The 25,055-nt window shown below is 67.6% G+C and carries 21 protein-coding genes and 3 pseudogenes; 10 read left to right on the top strand and 14 right to left on the bottom strand.

The genetic code is table 11. The annotated features are described in order from the left end of the window. Nucleotides 1–296: 296 nt before the first annotated feature. On the bottom strand, nucleotides 297–1,433 hold the full coding sequence (locus ACIBLA_RS23035; RefSeq protein WP_363240426.1) for a hypothetical protein: 1,137 nt from the start codon (nucleotides 1,431–1,433) through the stop codon (nucleotides 297–299). Between the two features lie 1,049 nt (nucleotides 1,434–2,482). Between ACIBLA_RS23035 and ACIBLA_RS23030 the strand changes: the two are divergent. Further along, nucleotides 2,483–2,671, top strand: a pseudogene (locus tag ACIBLA_RS23030) (tetratricopeptide repeat protein); the annotation flags it as partial. A 20-nt stretch (nucleotides 2,672–2,691) separates the two neighbouring features. On the opposite strand, the gene ACIBLA_RS23025 reads toward ACIBLA_RS23030, so the two are convergent. The 5 genes from ACIBLA_RS23025 to ACIBLA_RS23005 all read right to left on the bottom strand — a co-directional run bounded on the left by ACIBLA_RS23025 (nucleotide 2,692) and on the right by ACIBLA_RS23005 (nucleotide 7,962). Continuing rightward, nucleotides 2,692–3,183 (bottom strand): hypothetical protein, encoded by a 492-nt coding sequence (locus ACIBLA_RS23025; RefSeq protein ID WP_399199684.1) that lies wholly within the window; start codon nucleotides 3,181–3,183, stop codon nucleotides 2,692–2,694. Nucleotides 3,184–3,207: 24 nt separating this feature from the next. After that, nucleotides 3,208–4,116: a hypothetical protein gene (locus ACIBLA_RS23020; protein ID WP_399199683.1), complete on the bottom strand. Its 909-nt coding sequence runs from the start codon at nucleotides 4,114–4,116 to the stop codon at nucleotides 3,208–3,210. Then, entirely contained in the window at nucleotides 4,113–6,203 is a 2,091-nt protein-coding gene (locus ACIBLA_RS23015; RefSeq protein WP_399199682.1) for a hypothetical protein, read from the bottom strand. Before ACIBLA_RS23015 ends, ACIBLA_RS23020 begins: the two co-directional genes overlap by 4 nt. Continuing rightward, the gene (locus ACIBLA_RS23010) at nucleotides 6,200–7,108 is read right to left on the bottom strand and encodes a hypothetical protein (RefSeq protein ID WP_399199681.1); all 909 of its coding nucleotides are present in this window, start codon (nucleotides 7,106–7,108) and stop codon (nucleotides 6,200–6,202) included. Before ACIBLA_RS23010 ends, ACIBLA_RS23015 begins: the two co-directional genes overlap by 4 nt. A gap of 209 nt (nucleotides 7,109–7,317) precedes the next feature. After that, nucleotides 7,318–7,962 carry a Crp/Fnr family transcriptional regulator gene (locus tag ACIBLA_RS23005; RefSeq protein WP_399199679.1) on the bottom strand — a complete coding sequence of 215 codons (645 nt, stop codon included), beginning with the start codon at nucleotides 7,960–7,962 and terminating at the stop codon, nucleotides 7,318–7,320. Nucleotides 7,963–8,303: 341 nt separating this feature from the next. Here ACIBLA_RS23005 and ACIBLA_RS23000 point away from each other — a divergent pair. After that, a pseudogene (locus tag ACIBLA_RS23000) lies at nucleotides 8,304–8,850 on the top strand (site-specific integrase); the annotation flags it as partial. A gap of 95 nt (nucleotides 8,851–8,945) precedes the next feature. Continuing rightward, a complete protein-coding gene (locus ACIBLA_RS22995; protein WP_399199678.1) occupies nucleotides 8,946–9,698 on the top strand; it encodes a hypothetical protein in 753 nt (250 codons plus the stop codon). A gap of 320 nt (nucleotides 9,699–10,018) precedes the next feature. Here ACIBLA_RS22995 and ACIBLA_RS22990 read toward each other — a convergent pair whose 3' ends face one another. Both ACIBLA_RS22990 and ACIBLA_RS22985 read right to left on the bottom strand, forming a co-directional pair. Beyond that, a complete protein-coding gene (locus ACIBLA_RS22990) occupies nucleotides 10,019–10,423 on the bottom strand; it encodes a hypothetical protein (protein ID WP_399199677.1) in 405 nt (134 codons plus the stop codon). After that, a complete protein-coding gene (locus ACIBLA_RS22985) occupies nucleotides 10,420–11,268 on the bottom strand; it encodes an IS5 family transposase (RefSeq protein ID WP_399199676.1) in 849 nt (282 codons plus the stop codon). The genes ACIBLA_RS22990 and ACIBLA_RS22985 overlap by 4 nt, the downstream gene beginning before the upstream one ends. Nucleotides 11,269–12,255: 987 nt before the next feature. Here ACIBLA_RS22985 and ACIBLA_RS22980 point away from each other — a divergent pair. The 6 genes from ACIBLA_RS22980 to ACIBLA_RS22955 are packed head-to-tail and all read left to right on the top strand — an operon-like array spanning nucleotide 12,256 to nucleotide 16,393. Continuing rightward, nucleotides 12,256–12,660, top strand: a complete 405-nt coding sequence (locus tag ACIBLA_RS22980; RefSeq protein WP_399199674.1) for a WXG100 family type VII secretion target — start codon at nucleotides 12,256–12,258, stop codon at nucleotides 12,658–12,660. 41 nt (nucleotides 12,661–12,701) lie between these two features. Further along, nucleotides 12,702–13,004 carry a WXG100 family type VII secretion target gene (locus tag ACIBLA_RS22975; protein WP_399199673.1) on the top strand — a complete coding sequence of 101 codons (303 nt, stop codon included), beginning with the start codon at nucleotides 12,702–12,704 and terminating at the stop codon, nucleotides 13,002–13,004. Then, entirely contained in the window at nucleotides 13,004–14,755 is a 1,752-nt protein-coding gene (locus ACIBLA_RS22970) for an RNase A-like domain-containing protein (protein WP_399199672.1), read from the top strand. The genes ACIBLA_RS22975 and ACIBLA_RS22970 overlap by 1 nt, the downstream gene beginning before the upstream one ends. Nucleotides 14,756–14,765: 10 nt before the next feature. After that, nucleotides 14,766–15,374: a hypothetical protein gene (locus tag ACIBLA_RS22965; protein WP_354603056.1), complete on the top strand. Its 609-nt coding sequence runs from the start codon at nucleotides 14,766–14,768 to the stop codon at nucleotides 15,372–15,374. A gap of 11 nt (nucleotides 15,375–15,385) precedes the next feature. Further along, entirely contained in the window at nucleotides 15,386–15,691 is a 306-nt protein-coding gene (locus ACIBLA_RS22960) for an RNase A-like domain-containing protein (RefSeq protein ID WP_329146740.1), read from the top strand. Nucleotides 15,692–15,703: 12 nt separating this feature from the next. Beyond that, the gene (locus tag ACIBLA_RS22955; RefSeq protein WP_399199671.1) at nucleotides 15,704–16,393 is read left to right on the top strand and encodes a contact-dependent growth inhibition system immunity protein; all 690 of its coding nucleotides are present in this window, start codon (nucleotides 15,704–15,706) and stop codon (nucleotides 16,391–16,393) included. A gap of 261 nt (nucleotides 16,394–16,654) precedes the next feature. Here ACIBLA_RS22955 and ACIBLA_RS22950 read toward each other — a convergent pair. The 6 genes and pseudogenes from ACIBLA_RS22950 to ACIBLA_RS22925 all read right to left on the bottom strand — a co-directional run. Beyond that, nucleotides 16,655–17,149, bottom strand: a pseudogene (locus ACIBLA_RS22950) (hypothetical protein); the annotation flags it as partial. A gap of 438 nt (nucleotides 17,150–17,587) precedes the next feature. Continuing rightward, complete coding sequence (locus ACIBLA_RS22945; RefSeq protein WP_399199670.1) at nucleotides 17,588–18,721, bottom strand: metallophosphoesterase; 1,134 nt, start codon at nucleotides 18,719–18,721, stop codon at nucleotides 17,588–17,590. A gap of 179 nt (nucleotides 18,722–18,900) precedes the next feature. Then, nucleotides 18,901–19,578, bottom strand: a complete 678-nt coding sequence (locus ACIBLA_RS22940; RefSeq protein WP_399199669.1) for a response regulator — start codon at nucleotides 19,576–19,578, stop codon at nucleotides 18,901–18,903. Continuing rightward, complete coding sequence (locus ACIBLA_RS22935; protein ID WP_399199668.1) at nucleotides 19,575–20,873, bottom strand: sensor histidine kinase; 1,299 nt, start codon at nucleotides 20,871–20,873, stop codon at nucleotides 19,575–19,577. The genes ACIBLA_RS22940 and ACIBLA_RS22935 overlap by 4 nt, the downstream gene beginning before the upstream one ends. A 206-nt stretch (nucleotides 20,874–21,079) precedes the next feature. Further along, a complete protein-coding gene (locus ACIBLA_RS22930) occupies nucleotides 21,080–23,314 on the bottom strand; it encodes an MMPL family transporter (protein WP_399199667.1) in 2,235 nt (744 codons plus the stop codon). 172 nt (nucleotides 23,315–23,486) lie between these two features. Continuing rightward, nucleotides 23,487–24,359, bottom strand: coding sequence for an SDR family NAD(P)-dependent oxidoreductase (locus ACIBLA_RS22925; protein ID WP_399199666.1), 873 nt, complete (start codon nucleotides 24,357–24,359; stop codon nucleotides 23,487–23,489). A gap of 58 nt (nucleotides 24,360–24,417) precedes the next feature. Between ACIBLA_RS22925 and ACIBLA_RS22920 the strand changes: the two genes are divergently transcribed. Then, a complete protein-coding gene (locus ACIBLA_RS22920; RefSeq protein WP_329077091.1) occupies nucleotides 24,418–24,870 on the top strand; it encodes a MarR family winged helix-turn-helix transcriptional regulator in 453 nt (150 codons plus the stop codon). The last annotated feature ends 185 nt before the right edge of the window (nucleotides 24,871–25,055 follow it).

The raw sequence follows: 25,055 nt of genomic DNA, 5'->3' as shown, positions 1-25,055 counted from the left end.
TGGCATCGCAGCGCGCAGCCCGTTGCAGGCGAGGGCCCGATGGGTTCGCCAAGATGACGATGGGGTGGTCATGGGCGTTGGGCTTCCTTCGAAGCATGCCGGCGCGACAGCAGCGGCCCATCGTGGCCATCGGCAAGAGGGCCCCGGCCCACCCGAGTGTCCTTGGGTGCGCCGGGGCCGCAGGCCACGCCACGTGGCGACGTCAGCAGGGGCGCGCGGTCAGCCCCTCCCTGGTCCGAGCCGGAAGCACTGACTGCCTGTGCTTGCGCAGGGCCGGATCAGCCCCTGCGAGCGGTTCAGTGTCGGCTCAGCAGGTTCAGCGTGTTGGTTGCGTCGTCGACAAAGTAGACCCGGTCGGGGTTTTCGGCGATCGCGAGCCCGAACAGCGCGCCCGCTCCCGGCGGCGTACCGCTGCTGTCGAGCGTGCGCACCGCCACCTGGGCGCCGCGCGGAGTGGTCTCGACGATGTTGCCGTCACCGCCGTTGGTGGTAAGGATGTGGCCGTTCGGAGCGATTGCCAACCCGAGCGGGCCGTTGAGGTTCTGGTCGGTGGTGACCACTCTGCCGGTGTCGGCGCTGGTGTCCCGCTTCAGCGCGTCCGGGATCGCGGTGATGCGGTTGTCCTCGGTGTCCGCCACGTAGAGCGTCCCATCCCGCAGGCCGACACCCGTCGGCCCGATCACGAGGGCCGCCGGGTCGGTCTTCTGCGCGAAACCCGAACCGATCACGGTCGTGGCCACACGGGTCGGCGGCCGGTCGTCGTGGCGGTGCAGGGTGATCCGCAGCACGGTGCCCTGCCGCACGACGTTGCCGCCGCCGGCGACCGTACCGTTGAGCACGTTGGTGACGAACAGATCGGTCTTGTCGCCGTGGCTCTTCGCGGTCATGTCCCAGGGGCCGTTGATCCCCTGGCCGCTGAGGGTCTCGCGGACCTTGCCATGCTTGTCCAGCACGATCAGGCACCCGGCCTGCGCCGTGGCGGACGTGCCGTCGGCCGTGGGCAGGCTCCCCACCACCACCCAGCCGCCCGGCAGGATGGACAGTGCGGTCGTCAGCCCCACGCCCCCCGGGCACGGTCCCGGCAGCTTGTTCGGGTCGATCTGAGCGAACAGTCTGGTCTCGCCCTCGGGACTGATCTGCACGAGCGTGGTCCCCGTGCCCTGCTGGTTCGCGGCGTTGTTGAAATTGCTGACCAGCACGTTGCCGCGCCGCAAATCACCGGTGCTCTTCTTGACCAGGGCGGTGCCGTACGGGTTCAGGTCACCGTTGGCCGGAACCGTCGACGCGACGGTGGAGACGGTGTGCAGCGGCCCGATGAACGGCTTCCCGTCCCCGCCCACCGGCGCGGCGGATGCCGTCTGGCCCACCGTCACGATCGCTGTCACTGCGGTGATGGCCACCGCTGCGAGACGCGAACCGAAATCAAGCCTCATCAGAGTCCTACCTTCTCAGCGTCGTGGGGACGTCCTGCGGCCTCATCGACGGTCACAGAGAGTTGCCAGTCATCACATAAACGAACCCCGTGGCGCATTGCACGTCAAAGAGCGCCGAATGTGTGACCCGGGCCGCTGATCGAGGCAGGCCGCCGGTGCGCCGGCGGCCGAATGTCCGTGACGAGACTGTCTGGGGGTAGCGGAGTGTGGGGTCGGATCACTACGCATGTCGGCTGGCTCCCACAGACAGTGGAAACCAGGGCCCACCGGCCGCCGGCGGCTCAGAGCCCTCGACACTTTCTTTTTCGGGGACGGGCTTTGTCGTTGCGCTCGGAGTTGACCGCAACCCTGACGGCAACGACGTCACACAAACGCCCATGAGCGCCAACCTCGGCGGCCAGAACGGGAGGTCATCGGCTCCCGTCGCAGCGCGCCACCCGATCTCACGGGTCAGAAGGCCCTGTCACCCCCGTGCCCCATCCGTGCCCGATCGTGCGGGAAACGGCGGGGGGCACCGAGGGTAGCGGGCACCAAGTAGCGAAACAGCCGCTGACACCTGGTCAGGGGCTGTCTCACGTGGCGGTGGGTGTGGGATTTGAACCCACGGTGACATCGCTGCCACGACGGTGGATCACGGCCCACATGGCCCACAGCGGTGCAACCGAGGATTCCCGCGCCGCTGCTGCGGCCGGTCGGTCTGGGGACTGAGGCGGCCCGAGCGTGCGAGGCTCAACGTATTGCTATAGCCATACGTTGACGGGTACAGACCCTAGTGCGAAGAGGTGAGAGCAGGTGTCGCAGCAGGCCAGCCCACAGGGGACGTTTCTGAAGATCGCCGACGTGCTAAAAGCTCAGATCGAGGCTGATCCGGAGATGGTAGAGCTCCATCCTTGAGTGAGGTCACGAACGATCACGGTGTCTCCCCGTGGAGTAGCACTCCGGGCGTTCGGCGTACTCAAGGACCAAGGACTCGCCGAACCGGCCCCTGGCGGGCGCTGGCGAGTAGTGAGGGCGGGACAGTGCTCCGACCGTAGGATGCCAACCGGTACGACGAGGCCCTGCCGCTGGGGCAGCGGGCGCTGGTGATCACCGAAGCCGCTCTCGGCCCGGACCACCCTGACACCGCAATCTCCCTCGGCAACCTTGCCCGCCTGCACCACAGTGGGTTTCTCCCAGCCACTGGCGTTCGCTTTCGTAGCGTGACCGGCGTAGCCGGGGGCCGGAGCGAGGGGCCTTGAAGCCGTAGAGAGGTTGTTACTCAGGCTTCGGGGCGGATGCGCCAGAGCGGGGGTTGGTACTGCTCTGGGCGGTTGTTGAGTAGGAGGTCCCTGAGGTCCTGGCGCTGGGTGCCGTTGAGGTCGAGGGCTTCTGTTAGGTGGCGGAACGTGGTGTGGCTGTTGATCCGCATCATTTCGCCGTCGGACAGCCGCCCTTCGGCATGCCAGTTCTCGACGCAGCTATTGCGCCACGTGCTGTTGGTGATGCCGATCGCGACGAGGTCCAGCAACGTGGCCAAGTTGTCGGGATCGACATTGGCCTTGGTACGTAGCGTTTCCTCCAAAAGCTCCTCCGTCATCATGGCTTGAGCTTCTTCGATCATGCGTCGCGCCCCAGGGGACAGGCCATCCTCGTCGCTCATCTCGGGCAGCCTCTCGCGCGTGGGCAGGATTGTCCGATCGAGCGTAGGCGTAGGTGGCCACAGAGCGCGGCGAATCGATACGTCGAGCAACTCTTCGTCCTCGTCCGGCACCCGACGGGCGAACTTATCCGGAAGTCACCGAGGATCCTCGTACGATCCATTCCAGCCCTCCTCCCCGTCGGGGTGGTCGAGCCGGTGCAGAATCTCGTCGCCCTGTGGGACTCCGATGTCGCTGAGGACACGTGCCAGGTTGACACCGACGAAGCCTCTGTCCTCCGGTGTCAGCGACTGAAGCGTCGCTGCGAGGGTGTGTTCCCAACTGGCCTCGTCGGAAAGGAGATTCCGGTGGGTCACCGTCCATTCGAGCACGTCCTTCGCCTGCTCCGGCTGGTGCAGGAGCCAGAGGGCGGCCAGGCCGACGGGTCCGCCCGCGACGACCTCCCGGTAGAAGCGGTACGCCTCACGGTGGGCTTCGCCGAAGCCCGGCGGCAGGGCGGGTTCCGCACCGGCGCCGGGGGTGGGCAGGAGCGCGGCCGGCGGATCCAGGAACCAGTACGTGAGGCCGTAGCCGTCGATCACCTGTGGCCGGCCGGGGGCCTCGACCTCGGTTGTGCCGAAGTGGGGCGGTGGCTGTCGTAGCGGGTCGGCCACGCCCGGCAGGGCGGCGTTGTCGCTGATGTGGCCGGCCACCAAGTGCCCTGCCCGTTCCTCGGTGAGGTGGTTCCTCGCCGCGAGGACCGGGTTGCTGATCCGCCAGGCGACTCCGTACCGGGCAGGGGGCTTCGGCGGTCGGCGCGGGATGTCGACCGAGATCCGCCGTTCCGTGAGCGAGACCCACACGATGTCGAAATAGTCTTCCTGACGCACCGCGCGCAATGTTGGCCGGGGATAGCCCCAGTAGTCGCCGCCGCGGGGCGGCACCATTCCGTCGGCGCCGCCGTCCGCGAGGAACACCAGGGCCCGGTTCTCCGGGGCGCTGAAGCGGAGGCGGAGCAACTGCCAGCCCGGCGAAGTCTTCAGAGGTGTGATGAGCGGACTGGTCATGAGGCGAACCCTTCTGCTGTGGAGACCGTGCGTACGCGGTGGCGGCGCAGGACGAAACGCAGGACGCCGCGGTTGGTTCTGGCTGTACCGGAGAGTGCGGAGAGGAAGCCAGGGAAGGCGGTCCGGCGCCGTTGGTCCGGGTCGCTCTCGATCTGGGACAGCCCCTTCGCCATGGCTTCATGGGTGGTGGGGTCGTTCAAGGCTGTGGCGACGAGATCGAGGGCCCGCTCGGGGTGGTTCGCGAGCAAGTCGGCGAGACGCACACGCCGTGCGCCCGGGGCCCCGGGCCGCGGGAAGGTCGAAGAGCTCACCGATTCGATGAAGTGAACCGCCAAGGCGTGGTGCTGAGTGCCCGGAGCGGCTGCCTGCCACTCCCTTTGTCGGTCTAGGACGAGGGAGTAGTTGGCGTTCTCGGAGAGAAGGGTGCTCAGAGCGAAGGACACCGCGGCACGCAGGCTGTCCTGCAACTTCTCGTCCGGGCCGTTGAGTACGGAGTCCAGCAGTTTCAGGGCGGCGGCAGGTCGGGCCAAGCCGTAGCTGCCGGCGCAGGTCTCCGCCACGGTGCAGCGCAGGGCGATGGGGGCGGCTCGGCTCCATTGCCGCAACTGTTCCCGTACCGTGCTGGTGAGAGCGGGGTACTGGACCATCTCGCCGAGCGCGTAGGCCACCAGTCGGCGCTGCCAGCGTCTGTCGGAGATGGCGAAGGGATGCAGCTGGCGCAGCGTGTCCGGGCCGGTCGCGTGGGCCAGTACCTTCCCGATCGCCTGGCCCGCAGCCAGTTCGATGCCGGAGTGGTGGGGAACCTCGCGCAGGGCCTGCCACATCAGGTCCGCCATGCCTTCGTAGTCGAGCCACAGACAGCGCAGCAGGGCGTCCGACCTGTGCCGACCGGAGAACGCGACCGGCTGGACCGGATAGCGCTGCGCGGATCCGAAGCGGAGCGGCAGTGGATGTGCGCCGACGGCTTCGAGCCGCTCCTCGAAGGACGGCCCGAGAAGGTCGCGTCCCTTTCGAGACTTCTCCGCGGCCGGTCCCCGGTTGTCGATGCGTTCATGCAGCCCGGACATGTCAGGTGTCGGGCCACCGCGCTCCTCGATGCGGGGGCGCAGAACCGCGCTGAACTTCTCAAGGACCGTACGGTCCTGTTTGGAGAGCAGCGAGATTGCCGCCATGAGGGAGAGCCTGTCGGCCCGGTCGCTCGCTTCCGCCAGCGCTCTCCGGGCCGCCGTGAGGCTGCCGGCTCGCAGATCGTCGAGTACGGATTCGGCGGACTTTCCGAACACGACGAGTTCCCGCAGTCCCTCCGCCACTTCGACACCGTCCTGTGGCAGCGGATGGGCGCGCAGGTAGTCGGTGAAGTCGGCGGAAGCGAGGTGTCCCAGCGCTTCGGCGCTCTGCTCGGTGGTGAGTTCGTCCGAGTCCGGCATGGTTTTGAGGCGCTTCGAGGCCAGCTCGACCGGCGGTGGCGGGAGGTGCACCACCTGCCACGGCACCGTGTCGACTCGGAGCTTCGTCTCCGACCGTACGGTGATGACCAGATGGGCGCCCGACAGGCGCAGCTGCTCGGCCAATCCGGTGAGCACGACCTCGCCGAGAGAGGCGGCAGCGGCGGGTGACAGCCCCTGCAGCAGGTATCCGCGACTTTCGGCCGGGCGCCAGCGCGAGAGGTCGTCCGGGGGGTCGATGCCGGTGATGCCGTCAGTTCCGTACCGCTCCGCGAGCAAGGCGAACGCCGCCGTGCTCGCACCGGTCCCACTGCCCGCCCTCAGCACCAGAATGTGGCTGTCCAGCACCTTGCGGCACTGTCTGAAGGTGGGTGGTTCGACGAACGCGCGCAGTCGGGCGCGGACATCGGCTGCGGGATAGGGACCTTCGCGCAGTCGTGGGGGGACGATCAGGTCCGCGACGGTCTCGTCGAGCGGTGCTCCGTTGATCACGGTGACGTTGCCGCCGACCGCACCCATGACTTGTGCGCCTTGGCCCAGCCGCTGCTGGTTGTCCCGGTAGGAGTCCCCGGCATCCGTTCGGCCGTCGGCCTCCGAACCGCGTGAGTCCGCACCCGCATCCGCACCGGCGTCGGCGCTCACCGGTCGCCTCCGGCCTCGCCGACCTGCTTGTCGCCCGTCACGTTGTCGCCGCTGCCCCAGTGCTGGTTGGTGCCGCGGTACGAGGTGGAGCCACCCCGGTACGTGACGTCCCTTCCGACGTTCCCCATCACGGCTGCGCCCTCCCCCACGTGCTGCTTGTTGCCGCTGTACCGCGCGCCGGGCCGCGTGACCGGGGCCGGTTCACGATCGACGGACTCGCTGCCCTGCGCCGCGGACTCCTCGCGCGGCCGTACACCGGCCTGTACGAGGTTTCCGGATGGCGACGGAACGTACAGCCAGGCCCGCTGCGAGAAGTTCTTGCCCTCCACGGTGGCCGGCACTTCCACACAGCGGTCCGGGTGCAGTCCGGTGTACGCGCCGAGCACCACGTCCTCGTAGACGCGCTCGGAGATGACCGCCGCCAGGTGGGTGACCTCTTCGCTCGCCGCCGCCATGATGGCTTTGACCGGACGAGAGTCCAGCAGTCGGTGCGTGTCGTTGCGGGCCGTGCCGTTGCCGTCGCCGGGGTTGTCCGCGTCCGGCAGCGGTCCTACGTGGACACTGGCCCGGAGCCGGATGCGGGGGCCGACACTCTGCCTGTTGTACGCGCCGAGGATGTCGTCCAGCACGCCCAGGAACGGCCAGAGGACGAAGGGCAGCAACGCCGGGTCGAAGCCGAACACCACGCCGTCACCGGTGTTGGCCGGAAACCGCTTGGAGTCACGCAGCTCGTGAAGCCCGGCCTGCTCCAGCGCCTGGTCGACCAGTTCGGGGATCAACTGGCTCACCGGACCGTGCTGCACGGCGGGCAGACCCGTGAAGTCCTTGGCGTCGACGGCGAACAGGGCGCGGTAGGGAGGCAGCGCTCGGCTCTCGGAGTACGGGCCGGGAACGGACGTGGACATGTGGGATCTCCTCGTGGAAGCGGGGCGGGGACGAAGCCGGTGGCCGGCTGCTTCGAGGTTCTGTCGGATCCGTCCGTCCGACTGCACAGTGGAGGGCGCTTCACGGGTGTCCCACATCACAGCGGCGGCGTGCTCAGGTGGGGGAGCCTGCTCTCGGGCGGGCAGCGCTCATTCAGCTGAGGAGGAGAGAAGACCGTCGCTGTCGTGGTTCACGGGGCGGTCGTCGCCCAGTCGCGCAGCATCTTCATGTCCTTGATGACGATCGCCCGGCGGGCCGTCTCGACCGCGCCCGACTCCCGTAGCCGTTGCAGTCCTGTGATGGCGGCGTTGCGGGTCACACCGATAGCCTGGGCGATCTCCTCCTGGCTCAGACCGGTCAGTCGTACGACATCGGACTCGGCTCCGGGCGCGGTGAGTTCGACCAGACGCAGGAGCGCCCGCGCCAGCCGTACGACCACCGGCAGGGTCAGCAGTTCGGAGCGGTGTGCGTCGGACTCCCGCAGCCGGGCGAGGGCCTGGCGCATCAAGTCCATGACGAGACCGCGCCGTTCAACGAATCGGCGGAACCGTTCCGCTTCCAGCACGACAGCCGTGCAGGGGGTGAGCGAAACCACTTCCGCCGTACGCGGGGAGCCGTTGAAGACAGACACCTCACCCAACAGGTCACCCGGCCCCCGGAAGGCCAGCCAGGTCACGACTCCGCCCGGCTCCCGGCACACGACTTTGGCCAGGCCGTCGGTGAGAGCGAGAAGGTGCGTTCCCGCAGAGCCCTGTCTCAGCATCACGCTGCGCTCGCGAAAAGTGCGGATGGCTCCCTGCCCAAGCAACTCACGCCACGCCTCGTCCGACAGCACCCGTCGCCTTCCCGTCAGCCCTGTACACACGCCCGGCGTTGCCCCGTACGCGAGACCTCTTCACCCGTACCTATCCTCAAAGAGTTCTACGCTGGGCCGACCGCTTCCGCCGCGAGTCGGGCGACCTTGTCCGAGAACGGCTCCACCTCGCACGCCACCACGCAGGCGCCAACTACGCTGACGCGACGTGATGGCCCAGGTGAACGGTGATCTCGCCAGTCCGCCAGCGCACCCCACTCGCGTTGGCTGCCGTCCGGAGCGGAAGGGCTCCTGGGTGGTGCGCAACGTCGCCGGAACTAGTGTCCTGCGCCGGAGATCCGTTGGCAGAAGTGGGCGAGGGCGACGCGGGCTCCCTCTGGGTGCGCCGTGCCGCGCCCGAGCTGAACACCGGACACCGCGTCATCGGTGACCCCAAGTCCCGGGCGGGCAAACGGGAGATCGTCCTGCCCGCCTTCCTGTACGAAGACCTCCGCCGTCACCTGGAATGGTTCGCCGAGCCAGGAGGCGACGGGCTGGTGTTCGTCGGAGAGAAGGGCGCGGCCCTGCGCGGTACGACCTTCGGGCGCAAGTGGCGAAGGGCCCGGGACCGGGCGGGCCTGCCCGAGGGTTTCCGCTTCTACGATCTGCGGCACACCGGCAACACCCTCGCCGCCGACACGGGGGCCAAGCTGAAGGACCATGGTCCGTGCGGGTCAGTCCTCCGAGAAGGCGCAGCTCATCTACCAGCACTCCACCAAGGAGCATCAGCGCCGGCTCGCCGCCGACATCGACCACGACGTCCGCCGCCAGACACAGCCACCCCAGCAGAGCGGCAGCGGAAGCGCGACCATCCATCCCCTTGTGCCACGCCCTTCTGGGTCAGGCACACAGCGCGCGCGGCGTAGGTAGCCCTGTCGGCACGGGTTCATCCCAGTGCGACGACGGCCCTGGTGAAGGCCCCAGTTGAGACACCGACTGTCAGAGGCAGCGGGTTGGATGAGCGCATGACCGCATACGACGTCGCGCGCCGACTGCCTGCCATTGGTGACCTGCGGAACCTGTGCCGTTCCTTGGCGGTGCTCGACGCGATCCTCAGCCCTGACTGGGAGTACCGGTACTACTCCTTCAACTCCGGTTGGGCTCAGGGTGAGGAGATGGCCTCGATGCGCAACGGATCGGGGGACGAGTACTCCATCGTCTTCTCGTCGGCAGGTGCCTACGTGCGCGGGTTCGATCACGAGTCGCCGATGAGCCCGTACGCCAATGACGGTGAAGTCTGGCCGGGCGTGATCGACGGTGTTCCCTCGGCCTTCCTCTCGTGTGTGGAGGAACCCGCCTTCACCGACGAAGACCACATGCCGGTCGTGACGGCCTGTATATGGCGCGAGACGGCTGACACCCGGTGGAGACACGGAACGATTGACTTCCCAGCAGGCTATGACGACCCCGACGGTGCGAACCGGCTGTTCCACCTCCTCGCGGATCCCTCTCCCGAGGCGTACCAGCGCTTCGCCGAGGACTACTACGAGGTCCCCTTGAACCTCGCAGCGGTCCGCCACGTATACGCGCTGAGACCGTTGACCCCCGCGCTCGTGTCGGGCCTGAACGAGGCGACCAGCCTGTCGGACGTGGCTGAGGAAATCGGAGAGATCGGCTACCCGGGCCGGAGCGCAGTTCCTTCTGAGCGCTGCACGCATCTGGCAGAACTTCGCGAACGGTTCGCGTGTGCACAGCTCGGCCTGTCGCGTGGCCTGTGATGCAGGTCACTCAGAGTGCGTCTCGCCAAATGGGATGACGGGGCGCCATATGTCGCCCAAGAGGGTCGGTCGGTGACGTTCAGCCTGGTCGGAGGGCTCGCTATGGCATGCGGCCGGAAAATGGTCTAGACAACAAAGGAGGCCCAAGTCGTTGACTTCGTTGACTTGGGCCTTCGTCGTGGAGCGGGTGACGAGAATCGAACTCGCGCTGTGAGCTTGGGAATCCACGGCGCCCTGGAGCACTAAGAGGGCGGTTCGTGAGTTGATGTCCTTTTCCGGGTGAGGGTGGTGCAGGGCTGCTGGTCGCGGTGTCCGGTCGACTATTGGTTCCTGGTGAAGCTGCCGGCGTCGGCCTCGGTGAGGACATCGAGCTTGACCAGGCGTTTCAGCTTGGCGCGGGTGCCTTCGATGTTCTTCGGCAGCAGTTCATGGTCGAGGGCTTCGCAGACTTCACGGGCCCGGAGGGGGCCGGTGGCCTCGTTGAAGACGGCGAGGATGCGGGGGTAGTCCGGGTGCTCGGGCCGGTCTGGTGCGGAGGTCTGGGCCGGGAGCCGGTCAGCGAGAGCGGTGACGGTCTTGCGGGTGATGGCGAGGTGTTCGAGGTGGGTCTCGGCTTCCCGCAGCCGGGCCTGTAGTTCGGTGATCTGTGTGCGGAGGTCGTCGGCCAGGGCCCGGGCGGCGTCCTCCTGGATGCCGAGTGCGTCGAGGAGAAGTTGGATGTTCACGCGCTCACCGGCTTCGGGTCGCGCCAGGTGGGAGTGTTCGCGCCGGTGAGCCGGCGGGTCATGGTGTGGGTCATCGCCCAGTAGACGCGGGAGGCGGAGGAGGCCGGGCGGTGTTCGTAGTCGCGGACCAGGCGCCGGTGCAGTATCAGGATCCCGTAGGTCTGCTCGACCCTCCACCGCTTCGGCTGCGGGACGAACCCCTTGTCCTGCGGGTTGCGTTGTACGGTCTTGACGTCGATGCCCAGGAGGGTGCCGTGGGCGGCTACCTGGTTCTTGAAGCCCTGATCGACCAGCGCCTTTTGGACGGTGCCGCCGGTGTGCTCGGCGGCCTGGTCGAGCAGGGCGATACCCGCGGCGTTGTCGTGCGTGCTCGCGGCGAGGATGGTGACGGCGATGACGAGGCCGAGCACGTCCGCGGCCAGTCCCCGCTTGCGGCCCGGCACCCGTTTGGCCGGGTCCAGACCGGTTGTGGAGGCGGGGACCCCGGCAGCCACGTGGACACTCTGGGTGTCCAGCACCACCAGGGTCGGGTCCTCTAATCGGCGGGCCTTCTCGCGGACCTGGCAGCGCAGGAGTTCATGGATGACCTGGTCGGTCCCGTCGTCCCGCCACGTGGCGAAGTAGTAGTACGTCGCGCTCTTCGGCGGCAGGTCGTGCGGGAGGTAGGCCCACTGGCAGCCGGTCCGGCCCTGGTAGAGGATCGCGTTCACGATCTCCCGCATGGCGTAGGCACCCTGGTGACCGCTGACCGAACGGTGCCGGTCCTTCCACGCCGTGATCACCGGCTCGATCAGCGACCACTGCCCATCCGATAAGTCGCTTGGGTACGGCTTGCGTTCACTCACCCCGCAACCCCAGCAGACCACCAGCGGCGGACCAGCGGATTCCGCCCACACCACACCATCAGGCGACGACAGAACCACTCAAAGAATCACGAACCACCTTCTAAGAGCTCTGACCACGTGTTACTTGGGTCTATGAGCTGTGCTGGCTCCGGTTGGACTGACCGCTTCTGACCTTGGTGTACCGCCCTGAAGGGCTGGGACGGGGCTGGACTTCGATTGGACGGAAAGGAAGAGAGCTCCGGCTGGTGCGACGAGCGATATCGGACAGAGGGTTGCGCGGTGGTGTGCTGGCGCGCGGCGTTTTGCAACACCGCCCCGGCCAGCCGTTTCCGGGTGCGGACACCAGTTGACCGGCGCGCATCGGGGGGAATCAGTACTCAATCGTCGCGTTGGCGCCCTTGGTCGTGTCTTCAAAGTAGCGCCGTCCGCCCGCAGGGCGGGTCAGGCGGGACCTTGAAGACACGACCAAGTAGGGCTTGGTCCTGTGCCATCCCTGATGGCGTGTCTTCTTGATCGATGGTGTAGATAACCGAGTGTGCTGAGTGGGGAGTTGGCTGCGGTGTGATCTGGAGGACTTCGCGGCGGAGATGTTCGAGCCGTGGGCGCGGGCGGATCAGCAACGGTGGGGCGGGGTCTATCTACGGGGACCTGCTGCTGGACTGCGGGCGCAAGCAGTGGAGCCGACGGCCGGCCCGGCTGTTCCCGGCGGCCAGGCCGATGAGGGCGGTGAACGCCTCCTCAATTGTCGGCGACTTCGGTCGTGTGTGTCCTGTTGGCGAACCCTCCGCCCGGTTGCCGGGCAACGCTCCCGGGGTGAGGGCAGGGATGGCGGGGGCATTACGAAGCCGATGTCGATGGGGGTAGGCGCACCGGACGATCTGTGTCCCTTTTCTGCTGCCATGGTCTGAAGCGAAGTTGTTAGGGTGACGCGGGGTGCCAAGTAACCAGTCCAGCAGTGACGTTGACGACCACGGACCGGGGGATGCGATGAGCGGCGCAGGTGGACATCCACGACTTCGGGCGCAGGCCGAGCGGCTGACGGACCTGGCCGATGACCTCGACAGTATGCAGGACCCCCTGGACAAGCAGGTCAGACGCATGGACGCGATCGTCGACCGGATCGAGGCGGGATGGCAGGGGCCGGCCGCCCGTGCCTACCGGGACCTCCACCGCGGCGCGGCCGAGGACGCCGTACGTATCCGCATGGTCATCCAGGCTCTTGAACAGGCCGTGCGGTTGAGCCGGGACGGGTTCTCGGAGCAGGACCTGGACATCATGGCGCAGCTACAGAAGATCCAGGTCGAGACGGATGTGGAGCGCGAAGCAGACGCGCTCTCGACGCCGAACACCGAGGTACCCGCCGCGCCGCGCAGCACGCTCTCCGACCTCTGAGGGCTCATACGGCAACTGACGACTTCTGAACCGAGGGAAGCATGGCGGACTACGACCAGATAACCGTCGACTTCGCGACGCTGCAGGAACTTTCCGGAGATCTTGAGGACATTCTCAAGCGCCTCAACGAGCAGCTGGACGTGCTCTACCGGCGCGCCGAGAAGGTGGTCCTGACCTGGGAGGGCGAAGCCCGCGAGGTGTTTATCGACAAGTTGGACGAGTGGGACCGGTCCGCGGCGGACCTTCAGGCGGCGCAGGCATGGCTGCACGATGTCGTGGTCAACGGGGAGATCAACTACGCGGCTGCACACAGGGCGGTACTGCGGGGCTGGGGTGCGGCCTGATGGCCGATCTGCCCTCCGACAAGCAGCGGCAGCGAGAACGGGACCAGGCCAAGACCGCCCCACCCAACCAAGGTGTAGGCCGCTTCGATGTGCAGCCTCAGCACCTCTACTTCACCTCGCTCGTCGTGCGCGATGGTCAGTTCGCCTATGACAAAAAGGCGAAGACGTTGACGGGCACGCTGGACAAGTACAGCCAGTCCGCGGGAACGGGCTGGGGCGCGGACTCCTTCGCCGACCGGTACGGCATCGTCGCCGGGAAGTTCCTGGAGCTCTGGGCGAAGAGCGTGGTGTCGGTGGGGGGTGTGTCGGTGGGCTTCACGCAGACCGCGAACAACTACGCACTCGCGGACTGGGCGGCGAGCAAGGGCAAGGGGGAACCGCCGGAGGAGAGGCCGCCTCCAGCGGTGATCGCCACCGCGCCCAAGTACGGTCCGCCGAACGACCTCAGGTGGCGGGGGGAGGGCGAGTACCACGACTCGTGGGCGATTTCCGGAATCCTCGGAGAGGTCCCGGACTTCCTCATGTTCATCATGAAACCCGTGGTCGACGAAGGGCTGAGACTCGGCCGCATCCACGAGAAAACGCCGGGCGTCAAGGAAGAAGAGTTCCGCGACATCGCTGGGGCCTGGCGGATCGCCTCCGAGGACGTGAAGAAGGCGGCGGACGACTTCACGGACGCGATCTCCTACATCACCGACCCCACAGGCAATGGTGAATGGCAGGCCGCGATGAAGGCTTTCTGCCAGACGATCTGGGGAACCACGGCCTGGGGGAAGGTCCGTGACCAGCGGGCCGAGGTGACTCCCAAGAAGGGCGCCCGGAGCTGGAAGACCCACGGGAAAATGGACCCCGCCACCAGGCGCCCCGTGATCGAGGTTCTCGACAAGAGTGCGAACGTGATTCAGAAGCTGTTCGACGATCTTGCGGACGTGGGCCAGAAGACCACGGAAACCACCACGCGCCTGGCCAAGGAGGCCACGGACAAGACGGTTAAGGACCTCACCTCGGGCCTCGATCTCACCAAACTCACCAGGCTCGTGGCCGGGCTCGTGGTCGCGGAGGTCGTCCTGACCTTCCGGTCCCATATGGACAAGGCGGCCATGGACGCGGCGGTCGCGGCCTATCACGAGGCGTTCAGCGATGCCGCCGGCAAGCTGGCCATGCTTGAGTTCGAACTTGATGAAGCGCTCCAGAGCGTGCCCACGTTCCAGGCGGAACGGGCTCGGGCGCAGGGGTTCGGTGCGCGCTCCCTGAATGAGTTCAAGAAGGAGCACAGCTGGCAACTGCCGGAGAGTAAGTTCCCATACAAGTACTCGGTGGACCTCGCGGCGATGGAGGGTGTGGGCGGAGCGCACGCCATCGACAAACACGTGGGGAAGACCGATGAGCAGTTGTTGCAGCGGCTTCGAGATGAGCGGAAGCAGAGCGGCGAGTACAACATTCCTGGCGCATCTACCTATGCCGACGTCGAGTCCGCTCAGCGATACACGCAGTACTGCCTCCGCGAAAATACGGCTGAGATCGATGAGTGGCTGAACGAGGACCCGCCGGACCCGACGAAGGAGATCGGGACGAAGTCCATCCCCGTCCAGGGGCCTCTCGTCGGCGATGCGGTCACCGGCAGGGGCTCGACCGTGGGCGACGACGGCAAGCCCTCGAAGGTAGAAGACACCAAGGGAGTCGCGATACGTCTCCTGTATAAACCGGACTTGAACCCGCCCTATATCGTCTTCAGCTCGATGCCCAAGTGAGAGGCCCCGGATGCACAGCCAAGCCGACCACGACCCGACTTGCGGACCGTCGGCGTGTCTGGATGCCGATATGTGGTCGGCCGCAGTCGAGATGTACCGCCATCGGTACTCATTCATCGCTGTCGGTCCGCGAACTGGGGAGAACTGGCTGCCCGACGTCGCCGCGATCATGCGCAGGGAGGTGGCGGATCCCCGGGGGTGGCGAGGCAAGGACCCGGAAGTGGGGGAACCGGAGTTCCTGGAGGACCCCGCCTTCCCGTTCCGCGTTCCGCCGGTGGACGAGGCCGGCGCTGCGGAGTGGCGAAGCGGACTCTTCGAGATTCCACGCCGCGCGGTGGTGCGCCTCCTCGTCATGCTGGCCACCAATGAGATGAACGTGACCAGGCAACATGGTTTCGCCGAGCGCAGAGCCGGGATGGAATGCCACGCAGAGGCGATCCTTTCGCGCTTTCCTGACGGATCGACATTCTTCACCAACACTCGCCATGGCGGTGAGAATCCGGACTTCTATGAGCGGGTGTCCGGTTGCTGGCCTCTGAGCCAGTACGTCTGGGACTTCGGGCTCCTCGCGGTGTCCGATGACGAAATTGGCCTCATCTGGTCGTTCGACGCAAGCTGAAGTGGACAGACATGACCGCACGGACCCGTTCGGCTACCTACCCCGACCGAGAAACCGCCCAGTGGGCCACCCAGCAGGTGGTGACTGGAAACGAGCAGAACATTCACCGCTGGCTCGCCCAGGGCACCCGCGCCCGCCTCGCTATCGAGGCCACCTGGCCCTCCCGCGAGGCGCCCGTCGGTCGTGTACTGCTGCAAGCAATGATGCTCGCAGGGCGCGAGCCCGTCGATGTGCGCGCGGCACGCGTCGTCCTCAAGCGTGATCCGAACAGTCCGCACGGCTTCGTCGTGCTCACCACCGTCCCGATCTATCTGTAGAGGTTGAGCGCCGTGTCCATGAAGCCGCTCGAATTCGACCGCCGCTACGGAGAGTTGCACCAGGTGATCAGCGCGTACGCCGGTATGCCGGCCGACGACGAGCCGAGCGAGCTGAGCGAGGCTCTGCAGGCGTACCTGCGCCACACCTGGCACACCCGCCCCTGGGCCCTGGCCGCGGCCGAACAGCAGATCCGCGAGTACGCCCGCAACCCTCCGGGCCGACTGCGTCTGAGCCTCGGTGAGTTCTACCCCGTGCCTGACATCGGCCTGCCCGAATCGGCAATCCAGGGATGGCTGTTCGTCATTGCGGACCACCTGAAGCGGTCGATCGAGGAGGGCGAGGTCCCGCGCCCGTCCGTCCCTCGTACCCACTGGGAGTGGCACGCCCGCTTCCCTGAGCTCGGCCAGTTTCTCGGCGGCTGGTTCTCGCAGGACATGCCGGACGAGTTCCCGGACCACGACGCGGCCGTAGGCGACTACGCCGTCACCACGGACTCGCAGCTGGTCGCCCACCTCATGGGTGAGCTGCACGAACTGCTCGCCCTCGTTCTCGAAGAATCCGAATACGCCCTCGCGTTGGCGGAGCTGGGTATGGAGGTCGACCCGCCCCAGCCGTACTCCCCGAGCGGCTGGCTGGCACACCTCGCGGACGGCCTGGGCGGATTCAAGGCGGACTACGGCCCCGAACCGGCCACGGGCTGACCGCGTGCCCGTCTTCGCTCACTTCGCCCCGGGCGCCGGCCCCCCCCCAGAGCGCGATGCTCAAGGACGCGATGGCCCGGGCCGGGCAGCCCGAGAAGGCCACGTAGATCTATCAGCACGCGGATCTCGAGCGGCGGAAAGAGGTGGCGACAGGCTGGACGGGATGATCCGGGGCTCGCTCATGTGAAGGGCTCGGAGCAGCCGAAGACGGTCAAAGTGGTCCTGAGGTAGTGCGCGATGGTGGATCGGTCCAGACAGCAATTAAGCCCCAAGCCGCTGGCCTGGGGCTTTTCTGTGGAGCGGGTGACGAGAATCGAACTCGCGCTCTGAGCTTGGGAATCCACGGCGCTCTGGAGCACCACAGGGCTCTGGCCAGGTGTTACTTGGGTCTACCAGCTGTGCTGGATCCGGTTGGACTGACCGCTTCTGACCTTGGCGTACCGAACTGAAGGGCTGGGATGGGGCTGGCCTGTGAACGGACGGATACGAAGACGGCTCCGGTGGCCCGGTTCCGCTCGTGGCGAGGGACGACGCTGCCTGTTGCCGCGCGCTGTGCTGACGCGAACGAATCACCGGGACGTGTGGCGCGTCCCGCTCGGCGCTGGTCAGGCCGTCCTTATCGCCTACGTCGACCTGGGCCTGGTTGACCCACAGCCGCACGGCGGTCTCGGTCGGGTCGAAGTCCCGGGCGACCTGACCGATCGTGTGGTTACCGCGTCGGCACAACTCGACGATCTCGGCTTTGAACTCGGGGTTGAACGAGCGGCGAGGGCGTGATCAGGAAGCTCCTCCTGAACGGGGCCATGGGGCCGGACTTGTTGGCAAGCCCGTTCGTGGCTCTCGGTTTGTGTCCTTCCGGGACGAGCAGCGGACCTTGTCCGACAAGGCACGGCACCGGACAGCTGAGGAGCCGGTCGCACGCGCCGTGGGGCGAAATGTGGCGGTCATGCCCTCACCGCCGAAACTCATCGCCTTGTTACCGAGTTCCAGCCCCACCCCTTCTGTCCGCCACCTTCATGACTGACCGGCGCCCCCTTGCTGCCACAACGTGTATCTACCAGGCGCTGCGCAGTTCGATCACCGTGATGTCTGGTGGGGCTCCGACTCGGATCGGTGGGAGGGAGGCCCCGACCCCGCGTGAGACGTAAAGCTGGGTGGTGTCGAAGGTGGCCAGTCCTGCTGTGACCGGCTGCGTCAGGGGGGCGAGCAGGTTCCCGGGGAAGAAGCCTCCCCGTGGGTGTGTCCGGAGAGCTGGAGATCTACGTCGTGTCGGGCTGCTTCGTGCACCTGGACGGGCTGGTGGGCGAGGAGAACGACGGGGTGGGAGGCGTCGCGGTCGGCGAGGGCCTTGTCGTAGTCAGGAGTGTCGTGGTGACGTTCGCCTTCGACGTCGGTGACGCCGGCCAGGTCGATGGCTCCGCCCCGGTGTGTGATCAGGGTGCGGGTGTTGCGCAGGGTGGTGATGCCGAAGTCGGTGAGGGTGTCGATCCAGGCCTCGACGTCGTAGCGGTAGTCGTGGTTGCCGGTGACGAAGTAGGTGCCATGGGTGGAGGCGAGTCGCGCCAGCGGTTCCGCGTGTCCGGCAAGGTCTTCGGCGCTGCCGTCGGAGAGGTCCCCCACAATCGCGACGATGTCGGGCGAAGTGCTGTTGATCAGGCGGACGTTGCGGGCGGTGTGGGCGCGGCCGAAGAAGGGGCCGAGATGGAGGTCGCTGGCCATGGTGATGCGCATGCCGTCGAGAGACGGGTGAAGTCGGGGCAGTTTGATGGGCACCGTCTTGATGTCGGGTGGTCCCAGGCCACGGTGGAAGCCGTAGCCGGTGGTGGCGGTGGCGGTCGCTGTGGCCAGCAGGGCGACTGAGCGGGCGAGTATGAGGCGGCGGGCGGCCATCGTCGGCGGGTCGGGGCATGGAGCGGGTACGGCTGGCCCCGACGTGTCCATGGCCGGGCCCGGTTGCGGCTGCCGCGTGTTCCGGGTGTGCGGTGCGGGCGTGTGACGGGTTACGTGGGCGCGCCGTAGCGAGCGCGTTGTGAGGTACGCCGGAACTTCGAGGACGGCGAGGACGAGCAGGAGGTAGGCGGCGCACGCGACCCAGGCGAACACCGGCCGGACGAGCCACGCGACGCGTGTGGGGTCGGCGTACTGGGCTGTCAGTACGCCGGCGGGGACCAGGGCGGTCAGCGCCACCGTGGTGATCTGCCCACCGAGGCGCAGCCGGAGGGAGGCGGTGATGTTCTTGACGAGCCGCAGGTAGAGGTATCGGTGGGTGGCGGCCGCGACGACAACGCTCGTACCGGCGACGGTTATCTCTTGCGCGAGGGTGCTCATGCCGCTCCCGCCGGGGCGGGGGTCGCGGTGTGGGCGCATGGCCGGCGGGCGGGTTGAGGGTGCCTGGGCATGGGGCGGTCGCTCCTGGTGAGGCGTGGGTGATGAAGGGTCGGTGGAATTGGCCGTCCGGCCCGGCTGCTGATGAGCGCTGATGGGTGCTGCGGCTGCTGTGCGTGGGATCAGTTGGGGCGGGCCAGGCCGACGTCGTAGGCGAAGATGACGGCCTGGACGCGGTCGCGGGCGTTGATCTTGGCGAGGATGCGGCTGACATGGGACTTCACTGTGGACTCGGCCAGATGGAGTTCGGCGGCGATCTCGGCATTGGACGATCCGCAGGCGACGGCGGCGAGTACCTCGCGTTCCCGCTCGGTGAGGAGGGCCAGTTGTCGTTGCTGCTCGCGGCTGAGATGGACCGGGTCGAGGTGCTGCTGGGGCCGTGAGGTGGTGAACGCGTTGATCAGCCTGCGGGTCAGGCTCGGTGAGGTGACACAGTCTCCGGCGGCCACCGCGCGGATCCCGACCACGAGTTCCTCGGGGCGTGCGTCTTTGAGGAAGAAGCCTGCGGCTCCCGCGCGCAGGGCTTCGTAGGCGTACTCGTCGAGGTCGAAGGTGGTCAGGACCAGGACGCGGGAGCGGCCGCCCGATGCGGAGATGCGGCGGGTAGCCTCGATGCCGTTGAGGCCGGGCATGCGGATGTCCATGAGCACGACGTCGGGGCGCAGTTCGGCGGTCATGCGGACGGCGTCGTGTCCGTGGGCGGCTTCGCCGACGACGGTCATGTCGGGTTGGGCTTCGAGCAGCATGCGAAAGCCGAGCCGCTGCAGGGTCTGGTCGTCGACGACGAGGACGGTGGTCATGTGAGGTGCTTCTCCATGGCGACGGTGGGGGTGCTGAGAGCTGTGTGTACGCGCCAGCCGCCCGAGGGGGTGGGTCCGGCACTGATCCGGCCCTGGTAGAGGGCGGCGCGCTGGCGCATGCCGACCAGGCCCTGGCCGCTGGGGTGTTCGGTGTCCGCGCGGCGTGGCGGTCCGCAATCCTCGACACTCACGTGCACCGTGCTGCCGTCGGTGGTCACGTTCACTTGTACGCGGGTGTCGGATGCCGCGTGCTTGAGGGTGTTGGTGAGCGCTTCCTGGACGATGCGGTAGGCCGTGAGCTGCACTCCTTTGCTGAGTGCGGTCAGGTCGCCGTCAGTGCGCAGTGTGGCGGCGGGGCCGGCGGCCCTCACACGGGTCAGCAGCGCGGTGAGATCTTCCAGAGTCGGCTGCGGGGTGAGCGGCACATCCTCCGTCTTCAGAGCACGGTCGTCGATGACGATGAGGAGGCGGCGCAGCTCTGCGAGGGCTTCGCGCCCGCTGTCGGCGATGATGTGCAAGGTGTCGGCCGAGCGTTCGGACCGGATCTTGGCCAGGGCCGCGGCACCGTCGGCCAGGCCGACGATCACGGCGAGGGTATGGCCGAGGATGTCGTGCATCTCGCGCGACACCCGGGTGCGTTCCCGCGCCGCCGCCAGCCGCGCCTGCTGGTCCCGCTCGATCTCCAGGGCCACGATGTATGCCTTCGCCAGCCGCCCGGTCAGGGCAAGGCCCGCGCAGGCGGTGACGGCCAGCATGGTGAGCAGGGTGATCATCTCGGGTCTTTTGGCGTGCTGGAGATGGCCACTGCCCCAGAACGCCGAGGCCCACACGACGAGTTGCGCCGCCGTGACGGTGCAGGCGGCAGCCAGCTGGCGCGGCGTGCCGTAGCGGCTGACGTTGTACAGCGCGACGATGCGGGCGGCGTCGGCGCCGTTGAGCACGTGGAGGGGCAGGGCCAGCACCGAGGCGAAGGTCGTCAGGGCGAACACCAGGCCGGGGCGCCGCTCGCGCCACAGGAGGGGCACGGCGTACGCGAGGGTGAGGGCGATCTCGCTGGGCAGGTGGGCGCGGTTGGCCGGGTTGAGCAGCGAGGGCAGTGCCAACAGGGAGCAGAAGGCGGGCAGGGCCCACCGGCGCAGCTGCGGGTGGCGTTGGTTGAGCATCCGCCATGCGGCAAGCCCGCTGATGATGGACACCGCCACGCGCTGGTCCGGATCGCTGGTCAGCGAGTGCGGCAGCCGGGCGGCGTGCATGGCAGTCCGGGGGGCGGGCACCGGGTTGATCGGCTCGGGCATGGCAGGGCGCCTTCGTAGTCGGGCCTTCGCGGTCCAGGTCAAGGGAGAGCCGCCCGCCGGCTCTCGGGGGGAGAGAAACCGGCGGGCGGGGTAGGAGGGGGGACCGGGGCAGCTGCCTGGTGGGAGGTCCGGCCTTCTGCTGCCCGAGTCCGGGCCGCCCGCCGCCCTCGGAGGGACAGGGTCGACGGGTGTGGCCCACCGGGCGTTCAGCCGACGGGGGCAGCCGGCTCCGGTTTCTGGCCTGCGGGGGCGGGCACGCCCGCCCCCCGACCTCGGTCGTCGAGGATGTGGCGCAGCTTTTCCCCCTCCACATCCACGTTGGGCAGGATCCGGTCCAGCCAGGTGGGAAGCGACCAGGCCCGATCGCCGAGCAGGGTCATCACGGCCGGGACGATGGTCATACGGACGACAAACGCGTCGAAGAGGACCGCAACGGCGAGTCCCATGCCGATCGACTTCACCAGGGCGACATCGTCGAGGAGGAACCCGGCGAACACTGAGATCATGATGATGGCCGCTGCGGTGACCACGCGGGCTCCGTGCCGGAAGCCGGTGACGATGGCTTCGGTGGGCGAGGCGCCGTGGACGTACGCCTCGCGCATGCCCGAGACGAGAAAGACCTCGTAGTCCATGGCCAAGCCGAAGACGACGCCGATCAGCAGGATCGGCAGCAGACTGACGATCGGCGCGGTCTCGTCGACGCCGAACACGTCCTTGAGCCAGCCCCACTGGAAAACGGCAACCAGTACACCGAGGGTGGCGACCACGCTGAGCAGGAAGCCGAGGGCGGCTTTGAGCGGAACCAGCAGCGAGCGGAACACCAGCAGCAGCAGAATCAATGCGAGCCCGACGACGATGGCCAGGTAGGGGACCATCGCCTCGCCCAGCTTGGCCGAGACGTCGATGTTGAGGGCGGTCGTGCCGGTCACCATCACCTGCGCGCCGCTGTCATCGTCCGTGGCCGTGCTGCGCTCACGGATGTCGGCGACCAGATCCACCGTGGCCTGGCTGGTGGGGGAACTGCCCGGAACGGCGGTGATCAGGGCGACGTCACCGGCCTGGTTGAAGACGGGCGGTCGCACGGTGGCGACATCAGCGAGTCCGTCCAGCAAAGCGGTGGTGTCTTTCGCCGCCGCCTCGGGATTGTCGCTGCTGCGCGCGTCGACGACGACGGTCAGCGGGCCGCTGAAGCCCGGCCCGAAGCCCTTGCTGAGGGTGTCGTAGGCCATGCGCTGGGTGCTGCCCGGGGCGGCCATGCTGTCGTCCGGCAGGGTCAGCCGCAGCGACAGGGCCGGGAGGGCCAGCACGCCGAGGCCGACGACGGAGGCCAGGAGCGTCTTCCAGGGGTGGCGGGTGACGAAGCGGCCCCAGCGCACTCCCATCGTGGTGCGGCGGCCGCGCTCCGCGGCGCGCATCCGGCGTGTGGTCAGGCGGCCGTTGGCCACGCGCGTGCCCGTGAAGCCCAGCAGCGCGGGCAGCAGGGTCAGGGCGACCAGGACCGCGATGGTGATGGCGAATGCCGCGGCCAGCCCCATGGTGGTCAGCATCGCGATGCCGATGACGGAGAGACCCACCAGAGCGATGATTACCGTCAAGCCGGCGAACACCACCGCGGATCCCGCTGTCCCCAGGGCCCGGCCCGCGGCCTCCTCCGGCCGGTGGCCCCGCAGCAACTCGATTCGGTAGCGGGAGACGATGAACAGGGCATAGTCGATTGCCACCGCCAGGCCCAGCATGAGAGCCAGCGTCTGCGCGTTGGAGGCCATGTCGACGAACGACGAGGCGACGGTGATCCCGCACAGTGCGATTCCGACGCCGACGATCGCGGACAGCAGCGGCAGCCCGGCCGCGACCAGCGAACCGAAGGTGATCACCAGTACGAACGCGGCGACCAGCAAGCCGATCAGCTCCGCGGCGTTGCTCTCACCCTCGTCCAGAACCGCGTTGCCGCCCAGGCTGACGGCCAGGCCCGCCTCCGCACCCTGCCGCACCACCTCGCGCAGGGCGTCGGAGGCAGCGGTGGTTATCTCCGCCTGCGGCACCGCGTAGGTGACCTGGGCGTAGGCGACGCCGCCCGAGGCGGACACCAGCCCGCTGGAGAACGGGTCGGCGACAGAGGCCACCTGCGGCGCCGTGCGCAATTCGTCGACCAGCGCCTCCACTTGAGCCTTGTGGGCGGCCGACGTCAGCTTCTCGCCGTCCGGTGCTTCGACGACCACGCGGGCGGTGGCACCCGAGGCGGACGCCTGCGGAAACTCCGCCTCCAGCAGGTCGATGGCCCGCTGCGACTGGGTGCCGGGAAGGGTGAAGTCGTCCGTCGTACTGCCGGAGACGCTGCTGATGCCGATGCCGGCGGCGACCAGCACCGCGACCCAGGCCAACAGCACACGCCAGCGCCGCCGGAAGGCGAGCCGGCCGAGCCGGTAGAGGAAGGTGGCCACGAAAAGTTACTCCCACCAGGAGAAAGAGGATGTGTGAAAGCGGGCCTGACAGGCGCCGGATGAAAACGTAGAAGGCAGGCGTGGCCGACGTGAGCTACTCAAGGCTGAATCCGCGCCGGGGCCAGTACCCCGGTACCTGCCGGCGTCCTCCTTGAGACGGAGCCGCCAGGTCTCAGCCGAACGCGCCGCGGTCCGCCAGCAGCGCCATGGTCTGATTCCAGAGCTCCTTCTGTACGCGGGGGTCCCGCCCGGGTTCGGGGCACTCCAGCGGCTTGGCGTCGCGTACGGAGAAGTAGCCGCCGCTGGTGTGGGCGAACGCGGGATCGGTGGCGAGCCGGACGATGATGCCCGCACCCTTGCGCGGGTCACCGATGCGCAGCGTGTTCAGCACCCGCTGCAGCACTTTGGACCCGGGCAGATCGCGTCCCAGACCGGTGGCGTTGAAGCCGGGATCGCAGCAGTTGACCGTGACCTTCGCGGGATCCAGGCGTCGGGCCAGTTCCTGCGTCCACATGATCGTCATCAGCTTGGTCCGCCCGTACAGCGGCATCGACGCTCGGCGGGTGTAAGGGGCGACATCGCGCAGGTCCTCTGCCGGTGCGATCGTCTTCGCCTGCTGGGACGCCTCGGAGGCGACGTTGACGATCCGGGACGGCGCCGAGCCCAGGAGCCGGTCGGTCAGGGCCTGGGCCAGCACGAATGGACCCAGATAGTTGACCGCCGTCATATCCGCGAAGCCTTCGGTGGTGGTGCGCTGCGAGAAGGCGTGCAGCCCGGCATTGTTGACCAGCACGTCCAGACGCGGGTAGAACGCGGCGATCTCCTGTCCGACCCGTCGAGCGTGTGAGATCAGACCCAGATCCGCGTAGAAGACGTCCGCCGGCACATCACCGGCCACCGCCTTGAGTTCACTCGTCATGGCGTCGGCCTTGGTACGGGAGCGGGCCACCATGCCGATGCGGTAGCCGCGGCCGGCCAGGTCGAGGGCGGCGATACGGCCCAGGCCGGAGGTGGCTCCGGTGATCACGGCAACGGGACGGGTCATCACTTCACTCCATTCGTGAGGTACCTCATGATCTCTGTATGGGAGGATACCCGACACCATGAGCGAGTACGAGGCGATCACCGCCGACACCGGCCCTGAGCAGGTAGGACTGACCTTCCTCACCATCGCCCACGGCCTGCGCGGAGCAGTGGACCGGCACATGCAGTCGACCGTGGGACTCTCCCTGTCCCGCACCAAGGTCCTCCAGGCCCTGGCCACGCACGGCACCCTGCACCAGGCCCAACTCGCCGACACCCTCGGCCAGGCCCCCCGGTCCGTCACCCAAATCGTGGAAGGACTCGAACGCCTCGGGCTGGTCTCCCGCACCGACGACACCGACGACCGCCGCCGCAAGACCGTCTCCCTGACTGCCGCAGGCAGCACCACGCTGACGGCAGCGGAGGAAGCGGGCTCCCATGTCCTGCGTAAGCTCTTCGGCTCGCTGGACCCGCAACAGCTGAAAAGCCTGCAGGCATCGCTGGCTCGCCTCGACACGGCACTCGCAGACTGACGAGGCCCGCCAACCTTCTGTCATGGCCTGGGGCCTTTTCATGGAGTCGGTGACGAGAACCGAACTCGCGCTCTGGGCTCGGCTGGAGTACTAGATGAGTAAGTCCGAAGTCGTGGTCGTGTGCATGAAGCGAGGGTCTCGTTGGTCCGTTTGTGACGACAGACCTCGAAACCCTCGCGCTTGCA

Source organism: Streptomyces sp. NPDC050433 (assembly GCF_044458565.1).
Lineage (GTDB): Bacteria > Actinomycetota > Actinomycetes > Streptomycetales > Streptomycetaceae > Streptomyces.
Note: the sequence above shows the minus strand (reverse complement) of the source record. Positions and strands in the feature narration are given on the sequence as shown.

Bases quoted from the DNA above. Each gene is read 5' to 3' on its own strand.
- ACIBLA_RS22975 (WP_399199673.1), top strand. From the start codon at position 12,702: ATGGCGGACTACGACCAGATAACCGTCGACTTCGCGACGCTGCAGGAA.
- ACIBLA_RS22945 (WP_399199670.1), bottom strand. From the start codon at position 18,721: ATGAGCACCCTCGCGCAAGAGATAACCGTCGCCGGTACGAGCGTTGTC.
- ACIBLA_RS23020 (WP_399199683.1), bottom strand. From the start codon at position 4,116: ATGACCAGTCCGCTCATCACACCTCTGAAGACTTCGCCGGGCTGGCAG.
- ACIBLA_RS22960 (WP_329146740.1), top strand. From the start codon at position 15,386: ATGACCGCACGGACCCGTTCGGCTACCTACCCCGACCGAGAAACCGCC.
- ACIBLA_RS22970 (WP_399199672.1), top strand. From the start codon at position 13,004: ATGGCCGATCTGCCCTCCGACAAGCAGCGGCAGCGAGAACGGGACCAG.
- ACIBLA_RS23035 (WP_363240426.1), bottom strand. From the start codon at position 1,433: ATGAGGCTTGATTTCGGTTCGCGTCTCGCAGCGGTGGCCATCACCGCA.
- ACIBLA_RS22995 (WP_399199678.1), top strand. From the start codon at position 8,946: ATGACCGCATACGACGTCGCGCGCCGACTGCCTGCCATTGGTGACCTG.
- ACIBLA_RS22920 (WP_329077091.1), top strand. From the start codon at position 24,418: ATGAGCGAGTACGAGGCGATCACCGCCGACACCGGCCCTGAGCAGGTA.
- ACIBLA_RS22925 (WP_399199666.1), bottom strand. From the start codon at position 24,359: ATGACCCGTCCCGTTGCCGTGATCACCGGAGCCACCTCCGGCCTGGGC.
- ACIBLA_RS22980 (WP_399199674.1), top strand. From the start codon at position 12,256: ATGAGCGGCGCAGGTGGACATCCACGACTTCGGGCGCAGGCCGAGCGG.
- ACIBLA_RS22940 (WP_399199669.1), bottom strand. From the start codon at position 19,578: ATGACCACCGTCCTCGTCGTCGACGACCAGACCCTGCAGCGGCTCGGC.
- ACIBLA_RS23010 (WP_399199681.1), bottom strand. From the start codon at position 7,108: ATGTCCACGTCCGTTCCCGGCCCGTACTCCGAGAGCCGAGCGCTGCCT.
- ACIBLA_RS22935 (WP_399199668.1), bottom strand. From the start codon at position 20,873: ATGCCCGAGCCGATCAACCCGGTGCCCGCCCCCCGGACTGCCATGCAC.
- ACIBLA_RS22965 (WP_354603056.1), top strand. From the start codon at position 14,766: ATGCACAGCCAAGCCGACCACGACCCGACTTGCGGACCGTCGGCGTGT.